This window comes from Actinoplanes solisilvae (assembly GCF_003999975.1).
Taxonomy (GTDB): domain Bacteria; phylum Actinomycetota; class Actinomycetes; order Mycobacteriales; family Micromonosporaceae; genus Actinoplanes; species Actinoplanes solisilvae.
This window is the reverse complement of sequence record NZ_RJAC01000005.1, coordinates 101,714-123,646: the sequence shown is the minus strand read 5'-3', so window position 1 is coordinate 123,646 and position 21,933 is coordinate 101,714. Positions and strand designations below refer to the sequence as shown.

Below are 21,933 nucleotides of genomic sequence, written 5' to 3'. Positions count from 1 at the left end.
ACGCCGGACGCCGTCAGGCTGGAGGGCGGAGGGACTTCAGGAGGGCGATGTCGGCGGCGTGGCCCTCGTGTTCGACCGAGGGGGTCTCGACGATCACGGGGATGCCGGCGGTCGCCGGGTGGGTCATGAGCTCGGCGAAGGCGGCGGTGCCGATGCGGCCCTGGCCGATCGTCTCGTGGCGGTCGCGGGTCGAGCCGCACTCGTCCTTCGAGTCGTTGGCGTGGATCAGCTGCAGACGGCCGGGACCGATCGACGCGATCAGCGCGTCCAACGTCGCCGCCATGCCGCCCGGTGTCGCCAGGTCGTGCCCGGCCGCCCACGCGTGGCAGGTGTCGAAGCAGACGCCCAGGCCGGGATGGTTGTCGACCGCGTCCAGGTAGCGTTCGAGATCTTGCACCTTGGACGCCAGGCTGCGACCCCCGCCGGCCGACGGCTCGACCAGCAGTCGCGGCAGGCCCTCGGCGTCGGCCCGGTCGAGCAGCGGCAGCAGGGCCTCGCGAAGCTGGTGGAACGCCTTGTCGTCGTGCTCGGGGTCGACCGAGCTGCCCGCGTGATAGACCACCGCGGTCGCGCCGATGGCCTTGCCTCGCAGCAGCGCGTGGGTGAGCACGTCGATCGACCGCTCGACCGTCAGCTCGGTCGGCGAGCCCAGGTTCACCAGCAGAGCGGCATGAATGTAGGCCGGGAGGCCGCGCTCGCCGATGCCGTCGCGGAACAGGACGTCCTGCTTCGGGTCGCCCGGCGGGAGGGCCCAGCCGCGCGAGTTCGAGACGTACACCTGCAGGCTCTCGGATCCGGCGGCGTCGACGTACGGAAGGGCGGCCTTGGCCAGCCCTCCCGACGTCTTCGTGTGCGAACCGATCAGGCGCACTGGATCGCGACCTCGGACTGCGGGGGCAACTGCGTGCCGGGGCCCGGTTGCTGACCCCGTACGAAGGCATTGGGGTCGAAATCGACGCGCACGCGCAGACCCTGCCCCTCGAGCGCCGCCTTCGCCTGCTGGCACGGCTGGTTGCTGACGTCGGGCATGACGACGAACGCCGGGCCCTTGCTGACGTCGAGGGTGACCACGTCGTCCTTGTTCGCGCCGGTGGCAGCCTTGGGTGACTGGCCGATGACCGTGTCCTTCGGCTGGTCGCTGTCTTTGTAGCGCTCGACCGCGGTCAGCCCGAGGCCGGCCAGCTCGTTGCGGGCGTCGTTGATGTTCTTGCCGTTCAGGTCGGGCACCCGGATCGGGGCCCGGCCCTTGCTGAGCACCACGGTGACCGTACCGCCGCGCTTGAGCTGGGTGCCCGTCTTGGGGCTGGACGAGATGACGGCGCCCTCGGGAACCGTGTCGCTGTAGACCCCGGTGCCCTGCTTGAGCTTGAGGTTGAGCTGTTCGAGCTCGCCGCGGGCGGCGGCCAGTTCGAGGCCGGCCAGGTCGGGCACGGCGAACCGCTCGGGGCCCAGCGACAGCGTCACCGTGATGACGCCGCCCTTGACCAGCTTGCCGTCGGGCGCCGGGTCTTGCGCGACCACGGTGTCTTTGGCGACGGTCTCGTTGTAGGCGCCGTCGTTGTAGAAGACCTCGAAGCCCTGCTGTTGCGCGTCGAGCTCGACCTGGGCCTTGGTCCGGTTGATCAGCGAGGGGGCCTCGGTGTAGCGGCCGAGCGTGACCCACCACGTGCTGCCGATGACGACCAGCACCATGACGGCCACGGCCGCGGTGAGCAGGACGCGGCGACGGTCGGTGCCGCTCTTGCCGCGGCGCGCCGAGCGTGGGACGCGGCCCGCCGTGTATTCCGAGCCGCGCGGGGGCGCCTGGTTGGGCAGCCGCGCCCACGAGGGCCGGTCGGTGCCGCCGATCTTGGGAACCAGTGCCGTGGCGTCGGCGGCGGGCACGACCGTGGTCGCGTCGGACATCGCGCCGCGCGAGGCCGGGACCTGACGCAGCAGCGCGGTCTCGACGTTTTGCGAGCCGAGGTCGTCGCGGACGGTCTGCACCTCGGTCAGCAGCGCGCCGGCGTCGGTCGGGCGCGCGCCCGGGTCGCGGCGGGTGGCCCGGGCGGTGAGGTCGTCGAGCTTGGTCGGCAGGCCGGGGACGACGCTCGACGGGGCCGGCACATCGTTGTCGACGTGCTGCCAGGCGACCGCGACGGGGTCGTCGCCGTCGAACGGCACCCGGCCGGTGAGCATCTCGAAGAGCACGATGCCGGCCGAGTAGACGTCGGTGCGGGCGTCGGCGTGGCCGTCGGTGACCAGCTCGGGCGCCACGTAGGCCACGGTTGCCATGAGCTGGCCGGGCTCGTCGGCGCTGCTCGCCTCGACAGCGCGCGCGAGACCGAAGTCGGCCACCTTGACGACGGCGTCGACCAGGTTGGCCACGCCCCCGCTGGGCGCCTCGGCCACGAGCACGTTCTCGGGCTTCACGTCGCGGTGCACGAGGCCGGCGCGGTGAGCGGCGGCGATCGCGGCGAGCATCTGCTCGAGGATCGCCAGCGCCTCGACCGGGTTGAGCCGGCGGCGCTGGGTGAGCAGGTCGCGCAGCGTGCGGCCCTGGACGTATTCCATGACCAGATAGGGCAGGCCCTGGTGGCGGCCCTGGTCGTACACGGCCACGACGTTGGGGTGGGTGAGCCGGGCGATCGTCTTGGCCTCGTCGGTGAACCTGTCCACGAAGTGGGCGTTGGTCGCTTGCGACGGGTGAATGATCTTCAGAGCGACGGTGCGCTCGAGTCGTTCGTCAGTGGCTGTGTAGACGGTCGCCATGCCACCACGGGCCACCCGACCGGTGATCCGGTAGCGGCCGTCAATCGTCGTGCCGATCAACGTGTCGGCGACTGTGGTGTCCATCGGCGTGAAGTGTATGTGTCTTTCGCGTGGGGGCAGTCCAGGATGCCATAGCTGAGTCCAAACGGGTATGGGCGTCCCGCTATGACACGCCGGATCTGCCCCGGCAAATAGGGATTTAACGGTGTCGTCGGTGGCCGTTTCGGTGCCACGAGCGGCTCGGTGACGGGTCCGCGGAGTGATCTGCGTCCCCCGATTCACTGGGCGACGGCGACGGGCTCGGGCTGTCCGACGGCGACGGTGACGGGGTGGGAGTCGGCGTCGGGCTGGGCGCGGTCGGCGTCGGCACCGGCGGGCCGCAGTGACACTCCGGACTGGGCGGTCGCGTCGTCGCCGTCCGGCCAGGACTCCGGACCGGGGGCACAGCGACGGCCGGCGGGGGCTCGATGGGTGTGAGCGCCGCCGTCTCCTCAGGGGTCACCGGCCGGGCGATCCGCGTCGCCTTCGTCGTCGGGCCCGCCGGGGACGAGGGGCCCAGCCCCACGGCGGTGGTCGCCGCGGGCCGTGGCGGGAGCGTGCCCGCCTCGGCCTCGCTGCCCGAGACCAGCGAGCCCAGCCCGTTCACCACGGCCAGGTAGGCACCGGCCGCCCCGGCCACGGTCAACGTCCCGAACGCGGTCACCGCCACGGCGCGCCGCGGCCGGCGCACCGGTTGGGCCGGCTCGATCTGCCCGCCCAGGCCCTCCAGCCCGAAGGTGCCCATCCCGGTCGAGGTCACGTCGGGGCCGTCCGCGGGCGGTTCGGCGGGTGTCCCTCGGCCCAGGTCGTAGCGCAGCGAACGCCACGCGCCGGCCATCTCCGTGCGGGTCCTGCGCAGCAGGCTCATCGGGTTCCTTCTCCGCTCTCGTACGCTATGGGGGTGAGCGATTCCGTAACCGCCGGCCCGGCCGAGTGGATCAACCTGCCGGACGTGTCCGAGAAGCTCGGTGTGTCGATCAGCAAGGTCCACCAGATGATTCGCGACGGGCACCTGCTCGCCGTCCGTCGAGACGGCGTCCGCGTGGTACCGGCCGACCTGGTGGCCAACAGCACCGTGCTGAAGCACCTCCCCGGCGTCCTGAACTTGCTGCGCGACGCCCGGTACAACGACGAAGAAGCCCTCAAGTGGCTCTACGAACCCGACGCGACGATCGACGGGAACGCGGCCAAGGGCCTGGGTGGTGACCGCGCCCGCGAGGTGAAGCGGCGCGCGCAGGCTCTACTCTGACCGCATGGGCCACCTCGCATACCTGGCGGTGCTGGTCGGCTGCCTGGCCGCGGCCCTGTGGCTCGAACCCGTACTCAAGGTCAACGTGCTGCGCCGCTGGCGGCGGGTGCTGCTGACGCTGCTGCCGGTGGCGATCGTCTTCGTCCTGTGGGACCTGGCCGCGATCGCCGCCGGTCACTGGCGGTTCGACCCCGCACAGATCACCGGCATCCTCCTGCCCGGCGGCCTGCCGATCGACGAGGTGCTGTTCTTCGTGGTCGTGCCGGTCTGCGCGATCCTCGGCTTCGAGGCCACCCGCGCGGTCCTGCGCAAGCCGGTCGGTGACGAGGAATGACCTACACCGTCGCCGCGCTGCTCGGGGTGGCCGTCGCCGTCGCGATCGACCTCTGGCTCCTGCGTACCCGCCTGGTGACCAAGGTCGTCTTCTGGGCGACCTACCCGATCATCATCACGTTCCAGCTGCTCTCGAACGGCATCCTGACCGGCCACGGCATCGTGCTCTACAACCCCGACGCCATCATCGGCTGGCGCATCGCGTACGCCCCGGTCGAAGACCTGTTCTTCGGTTTCGCCCTGGTCCTGTTCACGCTCTCGATCTGGGTCTGGCTCGGCCGGCGCGGCATCCAGCGCACACCGGCCGCCGGTGAGGGCAGCCGGCTCCTTGAGAAGATCAAGCCCAAGCCCTAGACCGTACGGTTGGTCGCGGCTTCGGCCAGGCGGCGCAGCACGTCGCGCGCGTCGTCGTCCATCGGCGCGGCGGCCAGGGCGCTCAGCGACGCCGTCATCAGCTCGTCGATGCGCCGCTCGGTGGCCGCCAGCGCGCCGCTCTCGCGGATCAGCGCCCGCAGCCGCAGCACCCCGGCGTCGTCCAGACCCTGGTCGCCCAGGGCCGCGTCGAGCTCGTCCCGCTCGGGCTCGTCGAGCGCCGAGAACGCCGACGCCACCAGGTACGTACGCTTGCCCTCGCGCAGGTCGTCGCCCGCGGGCTTGCCGGTCTGGGCCGGGTCGCCGAAGACGCCGAGCACGTCGTCGCGCAGCTGGAACGCCTCGCCCAGGGGAAGTCCGAAGTCCGAGTATGCCGTGGCGAGCTCGCTCGAAGCCCCGGCCAGCGCGGCCCCGAGCAGCAGCGGGCGCTCGACCGTGTATTTCGCGGCCTTGAACCGGGCGACCTTGCCGGCCCGCTCCAGCGACGTGTCGGCCGTGGCCTGGGTGAGCACGTCGAGGTACTGCCCGACGGTGACCTCCGTACGCATCTCGTCGAAGACCGGCCGCGCCCGCATCAGCTCGGCCGTGCCCACGCCCGAGGTGTAGAGCATCTCGTCGGACCACACCATCGCCAGGTCGCCGAGCAGCACCGCCGCGCTGTCGCCGAACGCCGCCGCCCCGCCGCGCCAGCCCGAGGCCGTGTGCCGCGCCTCGAACCGCCGGTGCACGGACGGCACACCGCGCCGGGTGTCCGAGCGGTCCATCAGGTCGTCGTGGATCAGCGCGCTGGCCTGCACCAGTTCGAGCGACGAGAGGGCGGCCACGATCTGGTCGGAGTCGGCGCCACCGGCCCCGCGGAAACCCCAGTAGGCGAACGCGGGCCGCAACCGCTTGCCCCCGCCCAGCACGAAGTCGTCGATCGCCTCGGCCACGGCCGTCAGCGACGAATCGATGCCGGTCAGACGGGAGCTCTGCTCGGCGAGAAAGACAGCGAGCGCCTTGTCGACGCGGGCGCGCAGGTCGGCGACTTCAACCGGGGACGTCACGAGGACGACGGTAGTCCACACCGTTTTGCCGGAGCGCGCCGGTAGAGTCGTCGTGTGGCTCTCGGACTCCCCTCGCGTCTGCCCGCTACACCGGCGATCGGTGAGCTGGTGCGGGGCGGCGCGCCCACGTTCTCGTTCGAGTTCTTCCCACCCAAGACGCCCGAGGGCGAACGGCTGCTGTGGCGCGCGATCCGCGAGCTCGAGTCGTTGCGGCCCAGCTTCGTCTCGATCACGTACGGCGCCGGCGGCACCACGCGCGACACCACCGTGGCCGTCACCGAGCGGGTCGCGACCGAGACGACGCTGCTGCCCATGGCCCACCTGACGGCGGTCAACCACTCGGTCGCCGAGCTGCGCAACGTGATCGGGCGGCTGGCCGGTGCGGGCATCCGCAACGTGCTGGCCGTTCGTGGCGATCCGCCCGGCGACCCGATGGGCGAGTGGGTCGAGCACCCGTCCGGTCTGCGCTACGCCGAAGACCTCGTACGCCTGGTCAAAGAGGCGGGCGACTTCAGCGTCGGGGTGGCCGCGTTCCCCTACAAGCACCCCCGCTCGGCCGACGTCGAGACAGACACCGCCCATTTCGTACGTAAATGTCAGTCGGGCGCCGATTTCGCGATCACGCAGATGTTCTTCGACGCCGACGACTACCTGCGCCTGCGTGACCGTGTCGTGGCCGCCGGCGGCGACACCCCGATCGTGCCGGGTGTCATGCCCGTGACCCGCATGGCGACGATCGAGCGCTCCTCCCAGCTCTCCGGCGCGCCGTTCCCGCCCGCGCTGCTGGCCCGCTTCGAGGCGGTGGCCGGCGACGAGGCCTCGGTACGCGAACTGGGCATCGAGACGTGCGCCGACATGTGCGCCCGGTTGCTGGCCGAGGGCGTGCCCGGCATCCACTTCATCACGCTCAACCGGTCGACGGCGACGCGCGAGGTCTGGCAGCTCCTGGCGCCGTCAGACGTCGCCGCGGCTGCCTGACCGTGCTCTGGGACGACTACGCGACTGCCTGGTCCGCGCTGCACGGCGGCTACGACCCCCGGCGAGCGACACCGGTGGTACGCGGCTGGGTGCGTCTCGCGTACGGGCTCGGCTCGTGGCTCTCGCGGCTCGGCGTAGGCCCGATGGCCGTGACCACCGCCGGGCTGGTCCTTTGCGGCGTGGTGCCGGCCCTGGTCGCGCTGCTCGGCCGCTTCGGCGTGCTGCTGGCCGCCGTCGTCGTGCTGGTCGCGGCCCTCGCGGACGGTCTCGACGGCGCCGTCGCGGTGATCAGCAACCGGACGAGCCGCCTGGGCTACGTCTACGACTCGGTCGCCGACCGCCTGGGCGAGCTGGCCTGGCTGGCCGCCTTCTGGCTGGCCGGAGCCCCCGCCTGGCTGGTCGTCGCGGCTGGCGCGGCGTCCTGGCTGCAGGAATACGCACGGGCCCGGGCAACCGCGGCCGGCATGTCCGAGCTGGGCGTCGTCACCGTCGCCGAACGCCCGACCCGCGTGCTGATCGCCGTCTTCGGCCTGCTGGCCTCGTTCGCCCTACCGGCCCTGATCACCGTAGCCGCGGCCGTGTGGCTGGGCCTGGCCCTGATCGCCGGCATCCAGCTCACGATCGCGATCCGCCGCTCCCTGACCCCGTGACCCCGGGCGGGGGGCCAACAGCCCCCAGCGCGGCTCAGCAGTCCCCGGCGCGGCTCAGCAGCCCCGGCACGATCAACAGCCCCGGCACGGTCAACAGCCCCGGCACGGTCAACAGCCCCAAGCGGTCAACAGCCCCAAGCGCGGGGTCAGCCGCCCCGGGTGCGGGGGTTCAGCGACCGCGGGCGCGGCGGACGGGCTGAGGGCCGGCATCTCGCGTGGTGTCGGCGAGCTGGCCCAGGGCCTCGACGAAAGCAGCTCGGGCGGCCGTGGGCAGGCTGCTCAGCGCGTCGGCGTGGACGCGGTCGACGATGCGCTGGCCCTCCTCGGCGGCGAGGCGGCCCTTCTCGGTGACGGCGATGATGCGGGCGCGACGGTCGGTGGCCGCGGGCTTGCGTTCGGCGTAGCCGCGCTGCTCGAGGTCGTCGACTGTGCTGACCATCGTGGTCTTGTCGAGGTCGGCCAGCGCGGCCAGCTGGATCTGGGTGCGCTCCTCTTCGAGAGCATGCACCAGCACGCACTGCATGCGCGGCGTGAGATCGACGTCGGCGAGGGCGGCGGCCAAGCGGTTCGAGAGCGCGTGACCGGCCATGTTGAGCAGTCCGGTGACGTCGCGTTCGGTGCGTTCGGGGGCCGACATCCGTCCAGCGTAACTCGGGATCATCCGTAACCGGACGATTCGGGGCCGAGACGGCGGCGGGCCTGCCCCCGTGTCGGCCCGCCGCCGACCCGGCGGCTCCGATGTGGACAACGTACGGTCCGTCGCCCGGCCCTCACAACCAAATTAACAGTCACTCCCCGGCAGCCACCCCCACCTCTCCTACCCGGCCCACCCACCCGGGAATGGGGGCGAGCCTGTGTCGCTCGTGCCCGGCGAATCGGGTTGTCCACAGGCACTCGCGTGCCGTTTTCGTGGGCAGTGCGGCGACCTCACTCATGACCCGACCGTAACAGATAGTCTGTTAGCGGATCATCTGTTACGGTCGGCTCATGAGAGCTGAAGCCGAACGACGTGCGGGTGCCTTGGCGGTCCTCTGCGCGATGTCCTTGATGATCGTTTTGGACAGCACGATCGTGGCCGTCGCGGTGCCCGACATCCAGCGCGAACTGGGCTTCTCCCCCGCGGGCGTCGCCTGGGTGGTGAACGGCTATCTCGTCGCGTTCGCCGGGTTGCTTCTCTTCGCGGGACGGCTCGGCGACCTGCTCGGCGCGTGGCGGGTCTTCCTCGCCGGCCTCGGCGTCTTCACCGTCGCGAGCCTGCTCTGCGGGTTCGCCACGACGGCGGCCGCCCTGATCGCCGGGCGTTTCCTGCAGGGCGCCGGGGGTGCGCTCGCCGCCGCCGTCGTGCTCGGGATGATCGTGCGGCTGTTCCCCGCGCCCGCCGAGCAGGCCCGCGCGATGGGCATCTACAGCTTCACGCAGGCCGGGGGCGCCGCGGCGGGCTTCGTGCTCGGCGGCGTGCTCACCGACGCGCTCGGCTGGCCGGTGATCTTCCTGATCAACGTGCCGATCGGCCTCGCCGTCTGGCTCGCCGGCCGCCGCCTCCTGCACCGCGAAACAAGCAGTGAGACGAGCCGCGAAACGAGCCGCGCGACGAACCGCGCGACGAACCCCCGGACGAACCGCCCGACGAGCCGCGAAACGAGCCGGAGCCTGCGCGACCGCCTCGACCTGCCCGGCGCCCTGCTGATCACCGCCGGCCTCTCCCTTGGCGTCTACGCGATCATCCGTACCGGCGAACCCGGCGCCACCCGAACCTCAACCCTGGCCGGCGCCGCCGCCGTACTCCTGATTCTCGGTTTCCTCCTGCGCCAGCACCTGGCCCGCACCCCCTTGATCCCCCTCAGGGTCCTGGCCCGCCGCCGGCTGCTGATCGCGAACGCCGCCGTGGTCCTGGTCTTCGCCACCGGCATGGGCTTCCAGTTCATGAACGCCCTCTTCATGCAGCGGGTCATGGGCTACGACGCGCTCGGCACCGGACTGGCCTTCCTGCCCACCCCGATCGTGATCGGCTTCGTCTCCCTCTTCGCCGCCCCGCGCCTGACCGCGATCAGAGGACCCCGCCCCGTCCTCGTGACCGGCCTGATCCTGCTTCTGGCCGGACTCCTGCTGCTGCACCGTCTGCCCGTGTCGCCGGACTATCTGACCGACATGCTCCCGTCCCTGATCGTCATGGGCCTGGGCGTCGGCATCACCATCCCGTCGATCATCATGCTGGCCATGTCGGGCGCCGCCCCCGAGGACACCGGCGTCGTCTCCGGCTTCAGCAACACGGCCCAGCAGGCCGGCGGCGCTCTGGGCCTGTCGGTTCTGGCCGCCGTCGCCGCGCGCGACACGGAAGCCACAGCCGCCCTGCACGACGGCTACACCACAGCGTTCCTGGTCGCGGCCGGCTTCGCCCTGGCCGCCCTGCTGATCACGACGCTCGCCCTGCGTGACGCCCCGACCAAGCAGAAAGAACATAGGTACGTGTGATCGCGTTCACCCAGGGGCCGCCCGTTATCCTTCTCCGGCTTGCCGCAAAGCGGTCTCGTGCCGCGTGCGCGTGATCGTGCGCGGACGGGGTGGCACGACGGCGAGGAGAGGCGGCAGTTCGCGGTGGCCCAACTGCATTTCCGGTACGCGGCGATGAACAGCGGCAAGAGCACGATGGTGCTCCAATACCGGCACACCTACGCCGCTTGCGGACGTCACGGGCTGCTGATGACCCGCCTCGACCGGGCCGGCGAGGGGATAGTGAGCTCGCGCATCGGAATAAGCGCCGACGCGATCGAGTTCGGCGCGGCCACCGATCTCGCCCGCGTCGTACTCACTCATCAGGGCCCCGGCGTCGACCATCTGATCGTCGACGAGGCCCAGTTCCTCTCGGCCGAGCAGGTCGACCAGCTGGCCCATCTCGTCGACGACTACGACATCGACGTCTTCACGTTCGGCCTGCTGTCGGACTTCCGCGGTGAACAGTTCCCCGGTTCGGCCCGCCTGGTCGTGCTGGCCGACATCGTCGAGGCGCTACAGGTCTATCCGATGTGCTGGTGCGGCCAGCCGGCCCGCATGAACGCCCGCGTCAACGGCAACGCCATGGTCCGCGACGGCGACACCGTGGTCGTGGGCAACACCGACGCCGACGCCGAGGTCCGCTATGTGGTGCTGTGCCGCCGCCACCACCGTGCCGGCCAGCCCTACGCCCCCGCCCTGGTCAATTAAGACCAGGGAGTACGACCCCAAGTCTGCCGCGCCGTGGTCGGCAGCCCTCGATTCCAGCACCCTCAAGAAGCGTCGGCCAGCAACCCGCCCAGCACGGTGATCGCCTGTTCCAACCCCGAGTCGTCGACGTCGAGATGCGTGACCACCCGCGCGATCGACGGCAGCATGGGCGCGATCAGCACCCCCTGCTGAGCCGCCAGTCCGGCCAGCGCAGGCGAGTCGAGCGACGTCTTCGACAGGTCGAGCGGCACCAGATTCGTCCGGATCCGCGACGGGTCGACGACCCCGAGCGGCGCCAGCGCCTCGGCCAGCCGAAGCGCCCGAGCGTGGTCCTCAGCCAGCCGATCGATGTGGTTCTCGAGGGCGTACCGCCCCGCCGCCGCGAGAATCCCGACCTGCCGCATCCCGCCACCGAGCCGCTTACGAATGACGCGGGCCTGCGCGATCCGCTCCCGGCTACCCACGATCAGCGACCCGACCGGCGCCCCGAGCCCCTTCGACAGGCAGACCGACAGCGTGTCGAACAGCGCGCCGTACTCGGACAGCGCCACCCCGTCGGCCACCGCCGCGTGCCAGATCCGAGCGCCGTCGCAGTGCAGCCCGACGCCCGCCTCGTCGGCCACCGAACGCAGCGCCCGCAGCGTGGACAGCGGCACGATCGACCCACCGCCGAGGTTGTGCGTCTGCTCGACCGCGATCGCCCGCGTGGGCACGGACGGATATCCCACCGGCCGGATCATCGCCGCGATCTGATCGACGTCGAGATCGGCCCCGACCGAACCCCACGTGCGCGTCGAGATGCCGCTCAGCGCCGCCGCCGCACCCAGTTCATAGGTGACGACGTGCGCGTCGGCCCCCGCCAGCAGCTCTCCACCGGCCGGAACGTGAAGCTGCAGCGCGATCTGGTTGGCCATCGACCCCGACGGCGCGAACAGTGCCGCCTCATGCCCGAAGAGCCCGGCCACGTACGCCTCGAGCGCGTTGACCGTAGGGTCATCGCCGAAAACGTCGTCGCCCACTTCGGCGTACGCCATGGCCTGTCGCATCTGAGCCGTGGGCCGGGTGACAGTGTCGGATCGAAGATCAACCACGAAGCATCTCCGCGACGAGGAACGCGAGCTCAAGGCTCTGCTGGGTGTTGAGGCGAGGGTCGCAGGCCGTCTCGTAGCGGTCGGGCAGGTCGAGATCTTCGATGCCCTGGGCGCCGCCGAGGCACTCGGTCACGTCTTCGCCGGTCAGCTCGATGTGGATGCCGCCCGGGTGGGTGCCGAGCCCGCGGTGCACCTCGAAGTAGCCGAGCACCTCGTCGACGATGCGGTCGAAATGCCGGGTCTTGTAGCCGTTGGACGACTCGTGCGTGTTGCCGTGCATCGGGTCGCACTGCCAGACGACCTTCGCCCCGGCCGCGGTCACCTTCTCGACGATCGGCGGCAGCGCGTCGCGTACCTTGCCGTTGCCCATGCGGCTGATCAGCGTCAACCGGCCGGGGATGTTGTCGGGGTTGAGCTTCTCGCACAGCTCGATCGCGGTCTCGGGCGACGTGCCGGGCCCGAGCTTCACGCCGATCGGGTTGGCGATACGGCTGATGAAGTCGATGTGGGCGTGGTCGAGCTGCCGGGTGCGCTCGCCGATCCACAGGAAATGACCACTGAGCCCGTACGCCCGTCCGTCGCTCACCCGGGTGAGAGCGCGGTCGTATTCGAGCGCGAGCGCCTCGTGCGAGCAGTAGAGGCTGACCGTACGCAGGGCTTCGTCGTCGGTCATGCCGCAGGCGCGGATGAAGTCGAGGGCGCGGTCGATCTCGCGGGCGATGGCGTCGTAGCGCTCCCCGGCCGCCGACTGGCGTACGAAGTCCTTGTTCCAGTCGTGCAGCCCGTGCAGGTCGGCCAGGCCGCCGGCCAGGTAGGCCCGGAGCATGTTCATCGCCGCGGCCGAGTTCGCGTAGGCCCGGATCATGCGCTGCGGGTCGGCCACGCGGGCCGCCTCGTTCGCGTCGAGCGAGTTGATCAGGTCGCCGCGGTAGGCCGGGAGGCCCAGCGAGTCGGTCGCCGACGAGCGGGGCTTGGTGTACTGCCCGGCGACGCGCGCGACCTTCACGACCGGCATCGAGGCGCCGTACGTGAGCACGACCGCCATCTGCAGCAGGGTGCGCGCGTTGGCGAGCAGGTGGCTCTCGGTGTTGTCGGCGAACGTCTCGGCGCAGTCGCCGCCCTGCAGCAGGAACGCCCGCCCCTCGCACACGTCGGCCAGTTTGGCCCGCAGCTGGTCGACCTCGTAGGGCGCGACGATCGACGGGACGTTGTCGAGGACCTCGCAGACCTTGGCGACCTCGCCCATGTCGGCCCACGGCGGCATCTGCAACCGGGGCAGGTCACGCCATCGGTCGAGGCCGAGCGCCTCGTCCTCGGCGGAGTCGGTCGACGGGCGGGAGGTCTGCAGGGCCTGGTGACCCACTCCCGGGTAGCTGAGCTGATGCCACTCTCGGCGCATGACTGAAAGCGTACGGAAGCGGGGCACCGAGCCTGCGCCCGGTGCCCCGCTTCGTGTCCGAGAGAACTACAGGTTGTTCTTGATCGCGCTGATCAGCTCACCGTTGCTGGTGTCGCCCGAGAACTCCCAGAAGAACGCCCCGGCCAGACCCTGGTTCTTGAGGTAGGTCATCTTGCCCGAGATCGTCGACGGGGTGTCGTAGCTCCACCAGTTGCTGCCACATTTCGCGTACGCCGTGCCGCCGACCGTGCCGGTGGCCGGGCAACTGTTCTTGAGGACCTTGTAGTCCTCGATGCCCGCTTCGTACGTTCCCGGCGCCGCACCACTGGCCGAGCCGCCCGGCGCTGTCTGGCTGACGCCCGTCCAGCCGCGGCCGTAGAACCCGATGCCGAGCAGGATCTTGCTGGCCGGCACACCCTTGCTCTTGAGTTTCTGGATCGCCGCGTCGGAGTAGAACCCGGCCTGCGGGATGCCCTGGTACGAGTTCAGCGGCGAGTGCGGGGCGGTCGGGCCCTGCGGGGCGAAGGCGCCGAAGTAGTCGTAGGTCATCGGGAAGACGAAGTTCAGCTTCGAGATGCCCGCGGCGTAATCGGCCACGTCCATCTTGCCGCCGTTCGAGCCGTCCGCCGTGATCGCCGAGGTGACCAGGAAGTTCTGGCCGAACTTGTTGCGCAGCGCCGTGATGACGTTGTTGTAGGAGTTCGGGCCGGACGCGTCGCAGGACAGTCCGCAGGCGTTCGGGTACTCCCAGTCGATGTCGATGCCGTCGAAGACGTCCGACCAGCGCGAGTCCTTGACCAGGTTGTAGCACGAGTTCGCGAAGGCGGTCGGGTTCGCCGCGGCCTGGGTGAAGCCGCCGCTCCAGGTCCAGCCGCCGAACGACCAGATCACCTTGATGTTCGGGTACGCCTTCTTGAGCTTACGCAACTGGTTGAACGACCCGCGCAGCGCGCCGGCGTCCCACGTGTCGGCGACACCGTCCACACTGTTCGCCGCCGTGTAGGCCATGTCGTAGTCGGCGTAGGAGTCGCCGATCGTGCACTGGCCGCCGGTCGTGTTGCCGAACGCGTAGAGGATGTGCGTCAGCTTCGAGGCCGAGCCCGAGGTCACCAGGTTCTTCACGAAGTACTGCCGCTGGTAGACGCCCCACTGGGCGAAGTAGCCGACGACGTTCTTGCCGCTGGTGCCCGGCGGCGTGGTCGTCGGCGGTGTCGTGGGCGGGGTGGTCGGGGGCGTGGTGGGCGGCGTCGTCGGGGGCGTGGTGCCGCCGTCACAGGTGCCGTTGTCGATCCAGACGTCCCACTGTCCGCTGTGCGTGGCCGGCGACTCGTTCTGAGTCCACCACTTGGCGGTGTAGTTGTGGCCGCTCTGGGAGGCGACGTTGTCCTTGACGTAGGTAGCAGTGGCAGACCACGCGGGGGCACAGGCCGCTGCGGCCGAGGCCTGCGACACCGGGACCGCGGCGGTGGCGGCCACCAGCACGATCGCCGACGCCCAGGTGGCGCGGCGGAGGGATTTCTGCACGAGGGTCTCCTCTGAACAGTTAGGAAAGTTTCCAAAAAGTTCGTTGTGGAGACGGTAGTCACATCTATTGACGATCGTCAAGATGTTGTTGAGGTATTCGCAACTGCTTAAGTTTGTCGCCCGGACGGCTACGGGGTGCACACTGACGGACACAGCGCGTAGTCTGCGGACATGACCAATACCGACGTCGTTGCCACTGAGGCCCAACGCCGCCGATGAGCATGAGAGTGATTGGCGTCGATGCGTACGCGCTGGGCTGGGTCGGTGTCGAGCTGCGGGACGGCTCGTTCGGCCGGGCCGTGCTCGCCTCCACCCTCTACGAGATAGTCGCCGGCAGCTCCGGCGCCTCGGTCATCGGTGTGGACATTCCCCTCGGCATGCTCCCCGACCGATGGCGAGCGGCCGACACCCTCGCCGCCGACCAGCTCGGCCCCCGGCGCGGCAGCGTCTTCCGGGTGCCGCCGCGCGCGGTCTGGCAGGAGGGCGACTTCACCGCGGCCAACCGGCTCTGCCGCGAGCTGACCGGGGCCGGTCTCTCGCGCCAGTCCTGGGCGTTACGACCCAAGCTGCTGGAGGCCAACGCGATCTGGGAACGGCATCCGGGCCTGCTCTTCGAGGCGCACCCCGAGGTCTCGTTCCGCACGATGGCGGGCGAACCTCTGCAGTACGCGAAGAAGACGTGGTCCGGTCAGGCGCGGCGCCGGGAACTGCTGGCCCGCAACGGCATCGTGCTGCCCGACCAGCTCGGACCGGCCGGTCAGGCCCCGCCCGACGACATCCTGGACGCGGCCGCCGTGGCCTGGTCGGCCCACCGCATGGCGATCGGCACGGCATTGAGCCACCCGAGCCCACCCGAGGAGAACAACGGGACGAAAATCGCTATTTGGTACTAACCACGGCGAGGCTTCGGCGCGACGGCGGCCTCCTCGAGCAGTTCGTCGACGAAGGCTACGAAGCGGGCCGAGTAGTAGCGCTTGACCGCCGGCCAGATCAGGGCCCACTCCCGGGTGGCGCAGTCGCTGCGCACGACCTCGAGCCAGCCCAGCCAGATGTCGTCGGAGAGCGAGTCCTCCAGGTACGAGATGTAGTTGGACTCGTGGATGTCGGCCCGGATGAACAGGAACATCAGCAGTTTGTTGCGCTCGTGGTCGCCCGTCGGGATGCCGCGGGTGCGCAGGAACCACTCGAGCATCCGCGGCTCGGAAGTGATCAGGAAGGTCAACGAGTCGGACGAGTGACCCACGAGTCCGAGGTGGGCGCTCTGCTCGAGGGCCCGGCCGGTGATCCGGCTCTGGCGCGTGACCTCGCGGGCCTGCACCGCGACGCTGCGCGTCTGCAGCGCGGCCAGGCACAGTGACCCGGCCACCGCCAGCAGGGACAAGATCTGCAGCCAGTCCACCAACTTCACCTGGATCTCCTCATCACTCGACGGCGGCCGGATCGTAAAGGCGTACGCCGCGACCCCGCGTCCACCGCCAGACGGATTGCCGGATGGTTCGTCTTTTGTAGACTGAGCGTGTTTCGACGGTAGCGCTCGGTCATGATCGCGCGCGGGACAGGTGGCGGCCCATGAGAGTGGAACCCCGGCAGCAGCTCCTGGAGATCTGGCAGGCGGTCATCCGGCACTCCTATCCGGACGACAAGTGGCAGTGGGGTGGCCGCGACGGCAGCAACTCCATCAGCGACGCCGAGCAACTGCTGTGCATCCTCGGCCCGGCCACCGAGATCGACGCGTTCACGATCGACGAGCCCGACCGGATGGCCAAGGACGTGCAGGCGGTGCTGAGGCCGCTGGGCGGGCTGACCGACATCCCGCTGCGCCTGATCGAGGCCGTCGACGAATACCTCCAGAAGTACACCGACGAGTCGGGAACGCCGATCTTCTCGTGCGACAGCTACTTCGGCGTCAGCGCCGACGCCGACGACAAGACACTCCTGCCGCGGCAGCGGAACCAGCCGGTGGTCGACTCGTTCGCCATCTCGCTGTCGCTGTCGCTCGCGGCCATCGGCTTCGCCCGCCAGTTCCGCGAGAGTGTCAAGCGCCGCGCCATACTCGACAAACTCGACGACGTCGAGGCCCGAGCCAGCAAGCGCCTGACCGCGGCGATGGTCGGCCTGCTGCGCTGCTTCACGGTCAACATCTTCGACGTCGACTCCCGCGACGGCCGCGCCCTGTGCCGCACGGTCAACCAGAGCCGGCTGTCCGACCGGCGCATCGTGACCCTGCTGCACAAGGAGCTCCGCGAGATCCGGGCCAGCCTGCGCGACGTCACGATCGGGTCCGGCGCCGGCCTGGCCGAAGACCTGGAACTGCCCGACCGGCTCTTCGAGTGCGGCTGGGGCTGGGGCATCATCCGCGACGCGCCGGCCATCACCACCCGCGCGGACGTGGGCGAACAACAGGAGGGCATGGCCGAACCCGCCCCCTACATCTACTTCACCGTCGTGGCGCTGGACGCGATCGAGGCCCTGTTCTCCGAGCGCACCCGGCTGCTCGGCCTGCTCACCGAGGAGCAGCAGCGGCTCGCCCAGGGCCTTCAGCTGCGCTGGGATCTCACCCAGTCGTACTGGTCGAAGATCGCCGTGGCCGACTTCGGCGGGGTCCGCTGGCCGCTCGAGGACATCCCCTGGCAGCGCACGACCGAGAAGGAGACCGAATACTTCAGCCTCCACGTCTCGTCCATCGTGGTGCAGGACCTGGTTCGCAAACGCGCCCGCGACACCGACCTCGACCGGGTCGGCCGGGTGCTGGAAGAGCTGGCCAACCGGTCCCGCATCACCCGGCGCGTGTTCGGCGGCGACGAGGCCTACCAGCTGCACGCGCCGGGCTTCACGATCAACCTGAACGGCAGCGACGAGGACGGCGGCCCCCGCCTCACCTGGGTGATGTCCGATTTCGCGCCGCTGCTGCTGCAACGCACGATCAGCCTCGCCGGGCTGCTCGGCGACCCGGAGCTGCGCGGCCGCATGCTGACCCTGGCCGACCAGATCTGGGCGCACCTGCACGACCGGCGGCTGCGCGACGAGGACCGGCGCGGCCTGTGGGACCAGCCCGCCCAGGTCTTCCCGCCCTTCACGACCGAATACGACAAGCCCTCCTGGTACTACACCAAGAGAGTGGTCGACGGGCTGATGACCGCGGCCGACGTGATCACCAGTCCACCGCTGCGCAGCACGTCACTCACCGAGGAGGCGACCTACCTGCTGAGCGAGGCCGATCACCTCTTCGACCGGGAACTGCTCAAGGGCTCCCCGAGCGGGGGCCAGGCAATCCGTGGCGAGCTGCAGGAACTGCGGATCAAGCTCGACCGGGCCTGGGCGATCCGCGACGGACGCCCCGGCACCGCCGTCGCCCTGGCGAACGAGATCCTGCTGCGGCTCGACCGTTTCGCCGCGGCCCGCGACGACGACGTGGACGGCGGGTTCTGACCGTGCTGATCTTCGCGACGTCCGACAAGGGCGGCACCGGCCGGTCGGTGACGTCGGGAAACATGGCCTACCGATGCGCGCTCTCGGGCAAGCACGTCTGCTATGTCGACTTCGACTTCGGCTCCCCCACCGCCGGCGCCGTGTTCAACATCGACGGCGCCCAGCACGGCGTGACCGGCGGCGGCCTGCACTCCTACCTGCTCGGGGACACCGCCGACCCGGAACGCATCGACATCTTCAGCCGCGCCGACCGGCTCAGCCTGCGAGACAGGCCACCGGGCTCGGGCCGGCTCGTGCTCCTGCCGGGCGACAGCGGCGGCGGCGAGTTCCCCAGCAGCCGCGAACTCGTCCGCCGGTGCGCGACGCTCTTCGACGAACTGAACTCCGAGTTCGAGATCGTCCTGGTCGATCTGAGCGCCGGCCGGTCGTACGCCGCGCAGATGGTGCTGGCCGCAGCCCGCGAGCGGCCCGAGATCCCGGCCCGCTGGCTGGTCTTCCACCGCTGGACGCAGCAGCACATCATCGCGGCGTCCAGCCTCGTCTACGGCGACCGGGGCATCCTGGAGACCGGCGTGGCACTCGGCCACGACCGGGAGCAGCTGCTCGGCTCGCTGCGCTTCATCCGTACGGCCGTGGTCGAGCCGGACGCTCAAGGCCTGACCGCCGAGCAGACCGCGTGGGTCAACGACTGCAACGCCGCGCTGCAGGGCCTGGCTCGCGACCGCGGCGCCGGCAAGCTGGCCGTGCTCGGCTCGGTCCCGCTCGACCCGGTGCTCCAGTGGCGCGAGCAGCTCATCACCAACCGCGACCTGACCGTCAGCCGGATAGCCAATCCGCAGACGGCCGAGGCGTTCGAGGAACTGGCCCGGCTGCTGACCGACGACGCCGCCTGGGAGACGATATGAAGACGCACTTCGAAGAGGCCTCGGCGGTCCCCCGGGTCGCGCAGCTGCCGCTGGCCCACCTCTCGATCGAGCTGGGTCACCTCTACATGGAAGATTTCGCCGGCGGCCCGGCCCAGCTGAGCGAGCATTTCCGGGTGATCCGGCCCTGGGTCGACGCCGCCCGGCGCAGCCTGACCGACAAGCTCGGGCCGGGCCGCTCGCCCCGGGCCAGCACCTGCTTCCTCATCGACGACTACTTCACCCGCTTCAGCCGCCCGGACATCGTCATCGCACAGCTACGGGCGGCCGCGGACGAGCACGGCCTGACCATCGACTACGTCGCCCGCGAATCCGGCTGTGACCGGGCCGGCGACGTCGCCCTGGCCGAGCTGGTACTCGACCGCATCGTGGCCGACCCGCCGCCCGGCACCGACGGGCAGCGTCCGTCGCCGCACGAGACCGGGTGGCTCTACAACAGCGACCGCCTGCCCGGCGAATCGTCGTCGCCCGCGATGAGCGTCGAACGGGACTGGCGGCCGCCGGTCGAGAACGCCCGGAACAAGCACTCCATCGTGATCGCGGTCGAGATCTTCAACGACAAGGGCTGGGCCTGCCCCTATCTGGCCGCCGTGTGGCAGCTCCTGCGGCTGGGCATGCTGCGCTGCGACGGCCGCGCGGTCGCCCAGCCGGTGTCGCTGACCGGCGACCTGCCCCGCGAATGGGACCACCTGCCCGCGGTTCTGCAGCTCAACCCCGACGCGCCGTCGTTCAGCGCCTACCGCACCGTGTCGGTCCTGGCACCGCGGTTCCTTCCCATCGAGGCGGCGGTCCGCGTGGTGCTCAACCAGTTCGCGGCGGACGACGAGGTGCGCGACCAGGTCCACCGCCGGGCCGCCGGCGAACACCTCGACCTTCCCGACGAGTTGGTGCGGCGCATCGAGTACGCGATGGTCGGCGACGTCAGCAAAGTGCGCTGATCCCTATTTCAGCGGCGCCTGTTTCAGCGGCGCCGCGACGTCCCACAGCTCGTCGAACCGGTCGGCCCTCTCGTGGACCCGGGCGGCCCGCAGCACCAGGCGGGTGTTGACCACGATCGGCCGCACATGCTCGTCGATCCACGACCCGGTGGTGACCTCGTAACTGACCACCTCGTCGAAGAGCACGAAGTCGAACAGCGACGTCCGGCGCAGGTGGCTCGCCGCCGACAGGTCGAGGACCCGGACGTCCACGCCGATCGAGACGTGCTGGTGGTAGACCTCCTCCAGCGCGCCGTCGGCCGCCGTGTCGGGCCGGTCGAGGATGAAGATGCGCCGGATCTTCACCCCGCGCTGCACCGCCTCGCGCTGGGCGTCGAGGTAGCGCAGCCCGAGATCGGAGACCCACACGCCGCCGTCGACCGTGGTGAGGCTGGTCGCGTCGATGCTGCGGGAGGACGAGCGGGTCAGGCCGAGCAGCCAGTCGCGGTCCTCCCCGTCATAGGTGGCCTCGCCGCCGTCGCCCAGCTCCTTGAGGAACTCGGCCACTCGCACCAGCTCACGGTGGGCGAAACGGTGGGCGAGTTCCGGGGTCTCCGGACCGATCTTGGTGGCGTGCCGCACGACCTGGCTGAGCAGCTCGGTCTGCACGGCGGACTCCTCGATGAGGCCGAAGAGCTCGGTCGCCTCGCTGATCGCCCGGAACCGCGCGTCGACGCACTCGCGGATGCTCTTGGCCTGCTCGACCTGGCCCAGCTGGACCTCGCGCAACCGGCCCTCGAACTCGACCAGGAACTGGACGAGCAGCGCGACTCCGCCGATCAGCACCGACAGCGTCACGGACACCACGCCGTCCTGGTGGAACAGGTTGGTGATCGCGAAGGCCATGCCGCCGGTGACGAGCGTGACGATGACCTTGCGCAGCACGTCGGGCAGGGAACGGCCGGACGGCTGCACGGGGACGCTGCTCGCGCTCATGACGGCCCCGCCGGCGCCAACCGGCCCAGTTGCCGCAGCGTGCTGACCGCCAGGTGGTCGCGGATGCGCTGCACCGCCGCGCCCCACTGACGGCCGAAACCGGCTCGCTCCTCCAGCGACGTCCAGAAGCCGCGCATCGTCGCGTTCAGCCGGGCGCCCGGCATCCACAGGTGCAGCAGGTGGTCGACCGCGGCGCGGATGCGGTCGGCGCCGGCGGCCGTGCCGGTGAGGTCGGGCCCGCCGTGCTCGAGGATCGCGGTCAACGTCGTGAGAAGCCAGTCGTGCAGGGCGATGTCCTCGCAGAGGGCCACCACCTCGGCGGGCCGGGCACCGTCGGCGACCAGCAGCAGCGAGCGACGGCCCTCGTCGTCCACAGTGAACGACAGCTCGTCGGCGCCGGTCGTGCGGGCGGTCCAGCGCAGCCTCGTGGGCGCGCTGCGGATCGGCGGTCTCTTGTCGATGTCGGGGCTGCGGCGGACCCGCTCGATCACCTGCCCGCCGATGGCATGCAGGTTGAGCAGCGGCGCGACCGGGGGGACGAGGAGGAACGAGCCGGCCAGACCGGCCTCGTCGTAACCGCCGACGATCTCGACGCGGCCGTGACGGGCCAGGTAGTAGGACCACGGAAGCCGGCGGCTGTGGGGGCTGGGCTCCGCGATCACGTGGGCCGATGCCTGGAGCACGTGCCCTCCGGTCAGCATCGCGCGGGTGGCGACCGTACCGATGGCCCGCGTGGTGCGGCGCGGCGCCGTCGGCACCTGACAATCGACGCCGGTCAACCGGGGCGGCGAGGTCACCGACGAGATCGGGCGCTCCGAGCGCAGCACCCGGGCCCCCGCGGTCAGGCCGAGCAGCCGCTCGCCGTCGTGCGGCGGTAGGGCAGCGGAGTTCGGCAGCAGGGAGGTGCGCACCTCGCCCAGAATCAGCATGACCGCGTGCCGCTCCCATCCCCCGGCGGACCGGGCGGAGCGCCACCGACGATCCGACCAGTAAGGTCCGAAGTCGATTGGACCGCACCGCCATCGATTGCGCAAC

At 70.5% G+C, this 21,933-nt stretch carries 22 protein-coding genes; 11 read left to right on the top strand and 11 right to left on the bottom strand.

Annotation, left to right across the window (positions count from 1 at the left end; translation table 11 throughout):
- Nucleotides 1-13: 13 nt before the first annotated feature.
- From EER30_RS16265 to EER30_RS16255, 3 genes are all read right to left on the bottom strand, one after another.
- Entirely contained in the window at nucleotides 14-862 is an 849-nt protein-coding gene (locus EER30_RS16265; RefSeq protein ID WP_127501557.1) for a deoxyribonuclease IV, read from the bottom strand.
- Nucleotides 862-2,835 (bottom strand): Stk1 family PASTA domain-containing Ser/Thr kinase, encoded by a 1,974-nt coding sequence (gene pknB / locus EER30_RS16260; protein ID WP_127501296.1) that lies wholly within the window; start codon nucleotides 2,833-2,835, stop codon nucleotides 862-864. Before pknB ends, EER30_RS16265 begins: the two co-directional genes overlap by 1 nt.
- 115 nt (nucleotides 2,836-2,950) lie before the next feature.
- On the bottom strand, nucleotides 2,951-3,658 hold the full coding sequence (locus EER30_RS16255) for a hypothetical protein (protein WP_127501295.1): 708 nt from the start codon (nucleotides 3,656-3,658) through the stop codon (nucleotides 2,951-2,953).
- A gap of 33 nt (nucleotides 3,659-3,691) precedes the next feature.
- Here EER30_RS16255 and EER30_RS16250 point away from each other — a divergent pair, with 33 nt between their 5' ends.
- From EER30_RS16250 to EER30_RS16240, 3 genes are read left to right on the top strand one after another with little or no spacing between them, the layout of a single operon-like run.
- Nucleotides 3,692-4,039: an Rv2175c family DNA-binding protein gene (locus EER30_RS16250; protein WP_240670055.1), complete on the top strand. Its 348-nt coding sequence runs from the start codon at nucleotides 3,692-3,694 to the stop codon at nucleotides 4,037-4,039.
- Between the two features lie 4 nt (nucleotides 4,040-4,043).
- Nucleotides 4,044-4,373 carry a lycopene cyclase domain-containing protein gene (locus EER30_RS16245; protein ID WP_127501293.1) on the top strand — a complete coding sequence of 110 codons (330 nt, stop codon included), beginning with the start codon at nucleotides 4,044-4,046 and terminating at the stop codon, nucleotides 4,371-4,373.
- Nucleotides 4,370-4,726, top strand: a complete 357-nt coding sequence (locus tag EER30_RS16240; RefSeq protein WP_127501292.1) for a lycopene cyclase domain-containing protein — start codon at nucleotides 4,370-4,372, stop codon at nucleotides 4,724-4,726. The genes EER30_RS16245 and EER30_RS16240 overlap by 4 nt, the downstream gene beginning before the upstream one ends.
- On the opposite strand, the gene EER30_RS16235 is transcribed toward EER30_RS16240, so the two are convergent.
- Nucleotides 4,723-5,790 carry a polyprenyl synthetase family protein gene (locus tag EER30_RS16235; protein WP_127501291.1) on the bottom strand — a complete coding sequence of 356 codons (1,068 nt, stop codon included), beginning with the start codon at nucleotides 5,788-5,790 and terminating at the stop codon, nucleotides 4,723-4,725. The two genes, EER30_RS16240 and EER30_RS16235, sit on opposite strands and share 4 nt — an antisense overlap.
- Nucleotides 5,791-5,844: 54 nt before the next feature.
- Here EER30_RS16235 and metF point away from each other — a divergent pair, with 54 nt between their 5' ends.
- Both metF and EER30_RS16225 read left to right on the top strand, forming a co-directional pair.
- Complete coding sequence (gene metF, locus EER30_RS16230; protein ID WP_127501290.1) at nucleotides 5,845-6,768, top strand: methylenetetrahydrofolate reductase [NAD(P)H]; 924 nt, start codon at nucleotides 5,845-5,847, stop codon at nucleotides 6,766-6,768.
- A 2-nt stretch (nucleotides 6,769-6,770) separates the two neighbouring features.
- Nucleotides 6,771-7,418 (top strand): CDP-alcohol phosphatidyltransferase family protein, encoded by a 648-nt coding sequence (locus EER30_RS16225; RefSeq protein WP_127501289.1) that lies wholly within the window; start codon nucleotides 6,771-6,773, stop codon nucleotides 7,416-7,418.
- A 169-nt stretch (nucleotides 7,419-7,587) separates the two neighbouring features.
- Here the strand turns inward: EER30_RS16225 and EER30_RS16220 are convergent, their stop codons facing one another.
- Nucleotides 7,588-8,055, bottom strand: a complete 468-nt coding sequence (locus tag EER30_RS16220; RefSeq protein ID WP_127501288.1) for a MarR family winged helix-turn-helix transcriptional regulator — start codon at nucleotides 8,053-8,055, stop codon at nucleotides 7,588-7,590.
- Between the two features lie 350 nt (nucleotides 8,056-8,405).
- On the opposite strand from EER30_RS16220, the gene EER30_RS16215 reads away from it, so the two are divergent.
- Both EER30_RS16215 and EER30_RS16210 read left to right on the top strand, forming a co-directional pair.
- Entirely contained in the window at nucleotides 8,406-9,890 is a 1,485-nt protein-coding gene (locus tag EER30_RS16215) for an MFS transporter (protein ID WP_240670054.1), read from the top strand.
- A 39-nt stretch (nucleotides 9,891-9,929) separates the two neighbouring features.
- A complete protein-coding gene (locus tag EER30_RS16210; protein WP_240670053.1) occupies nucleotides 9,930-10,619 on the top strand; it encodes a thymidine kinase in 690 nt (229 codons plus the stop codon).
- Between the two features lie 62 nt (nucleotides 10,620-10,681).
- Here EER30_RS16210 and EER30_RS16205 read toward each other — a convergent pair whose 3' ends face one another.
- The 3 genes from EER30_RS16205 to EER30_RS16195 all read right to left on the bottom strand — a co-directional run bounded on the left by EER30_RS16205 (nucleotide 10,682) and on the right by EER30_RS16195 (nucleotide 14,633).
- On the bottom strand, nucleotides 10,682-11,710 hold the full coding sequence (locus tag EER30_RS16205; protein WP_127501287.1) for a threonine aldolase family protein: 1,029 nt from the start codon (nucleotides 11,708-11,710) through the stop codon (nucleotides 10,682-10,684).
- Nucleotides 11,703-13,109, bottom strand: a complete 1,407-nt coding sequence (locus EER30_RS16200; protein ID WP_127501286.1) for a class II 3-deoxy-7-phosphoheptulonate synthase — start codon at nucleotides 13,107-13,109, stop codon at nucleotides 11,703-11,705. The genes EER30_RS16205 and EER30_RS16200 overlap by 8 nt, the downstream gene beginning before the upstream one ends.
- A 66-nt stretch (nucleotides 13,110-13,175) precedes the next feature.
- Nucleotides 13,176-14,633 (bottom strand): glycosyl hydrolase family 18 protein, encoded by a 1,458-nt coding sequence (locus tag EER30_RS16195; RefSeq protein ID WP_127501285.1) that lies wholly within the window; start codon nucleotides 14,631-14,633, stop codon nucleotides 13,176-13,178.
- Nucleotides 14,634-14,854: 221 nt separating this feature from the next.
- Here EER30_RS16195 and EER30_RS16190 point away from each other — a divergent pair, with 221 nt between their 5' ends.
- Nucleotides 14,855-15,526, top strand: a complete 672-nt coding sequence (locus EER30_RS16190; protein ID WP_240670052.1) for a DUF429 domain-containing protein — start codon at nucleotides 14,855-14,857, stop codon at nucleotides 15,524-15,526.
- On the opposite strand, the gene EER30_RS16185 is transcribed toward EER30_RS16190, so the two are convergent.
- Entirely contained in the window at nucleotides 15,523-16,041 is a 519-nt protein-coding gene (locus tag EER30_RS16185; RefSeq protein ID WP_127501283.1) for a hypothetical protein, read from the bottom strand. The genes EER30_RS16190 and EER30_RS16185 overlap by 4 nt on opposite strands.
- A gap of 161 nt (nucleotides 16,042-16,202) precedes the next feature.
- On the opposite strand from EER30_RS16185, the gene EER30_RS16180 reads away from it, so the two are divergent.
- From EER30_RS16180 to EER30_RS16170, 3 genes are read left to right on the top strand one after another with little or no spacing between them, the layout of a single operon-like run.
- On the top strand, nucleotides 16,203-18,062 hold the full coding sequence (locus EER30_RS16180) for an SCO2524 family protein (protein ID WP_127501282.1): 1,860 nt from the start codon (nucleotides 16,203-16,205) through the stop codon (nucleotides 18,060-18,062).
- Between the two features lie 2 nt (nucleotides 18,063-18,064).
- Nucleotides 18,065-18,967 (top strand): SCO2523 family variant P-loop protein, encoded by a 903-nt coding sequence (locus EER30_RS16175; protein WP_127501281.1) that lies wholly within the window; start codon nucleotides 18,065-18,067, stop codon nucleotides 18,965-18,967.
- Nucleotides 18,964-19,923 carry an SCO2522 family protein gene (locus EER30_RS16170; RefSeq protein WP_127501280.1) on the top strand — a complete coding sequence of 320 codons (960 nt, stop codon included), beginning with the start codon at nucleotides 18,964-18,966 and terminating at the stop codon, nucleotides 19,921-19,923. The genes EER30_RS16175 and EER30_RS16170 overlap by 4 nt, the downstream gene beginning before the upstream one ends.
- A gap of 3 nt (nucleotides 19,924-19,926) precedes the next feature.
- Here EER30_RS16170 and EER30_RS16165 read toward each other — a convergent pair whose 3' ends face one another.
- Nucleotides 19,927-20,898, bottom strand: coding sequence for a DUF6879 family protein (locus EER30_RS16165; RefSeq protein WP_127501279.1), 972 nt, complete (start codon nucleotides 20,896-20,898; stop codon nucleotides 19,927-19,929).
- Nucleotides 20,895-21,827 (bottom strand): SCO2521 family protein, encoded by a 933-nt coding sequence (locus EER30_RS16160; protein ID WP_127501278.1) that lies wholly within the window; start codon nucleotides 21,825-21,827, stop codon nucleotides 20,895-20,897. Before EER30_RS16160 ends, EER30_RS16165 begins: the two co-directional genes overlap by 4 nt.
- Between the last annotated feature and the right edge of the window lie 106 nt (nucleotides 21,828-21,933).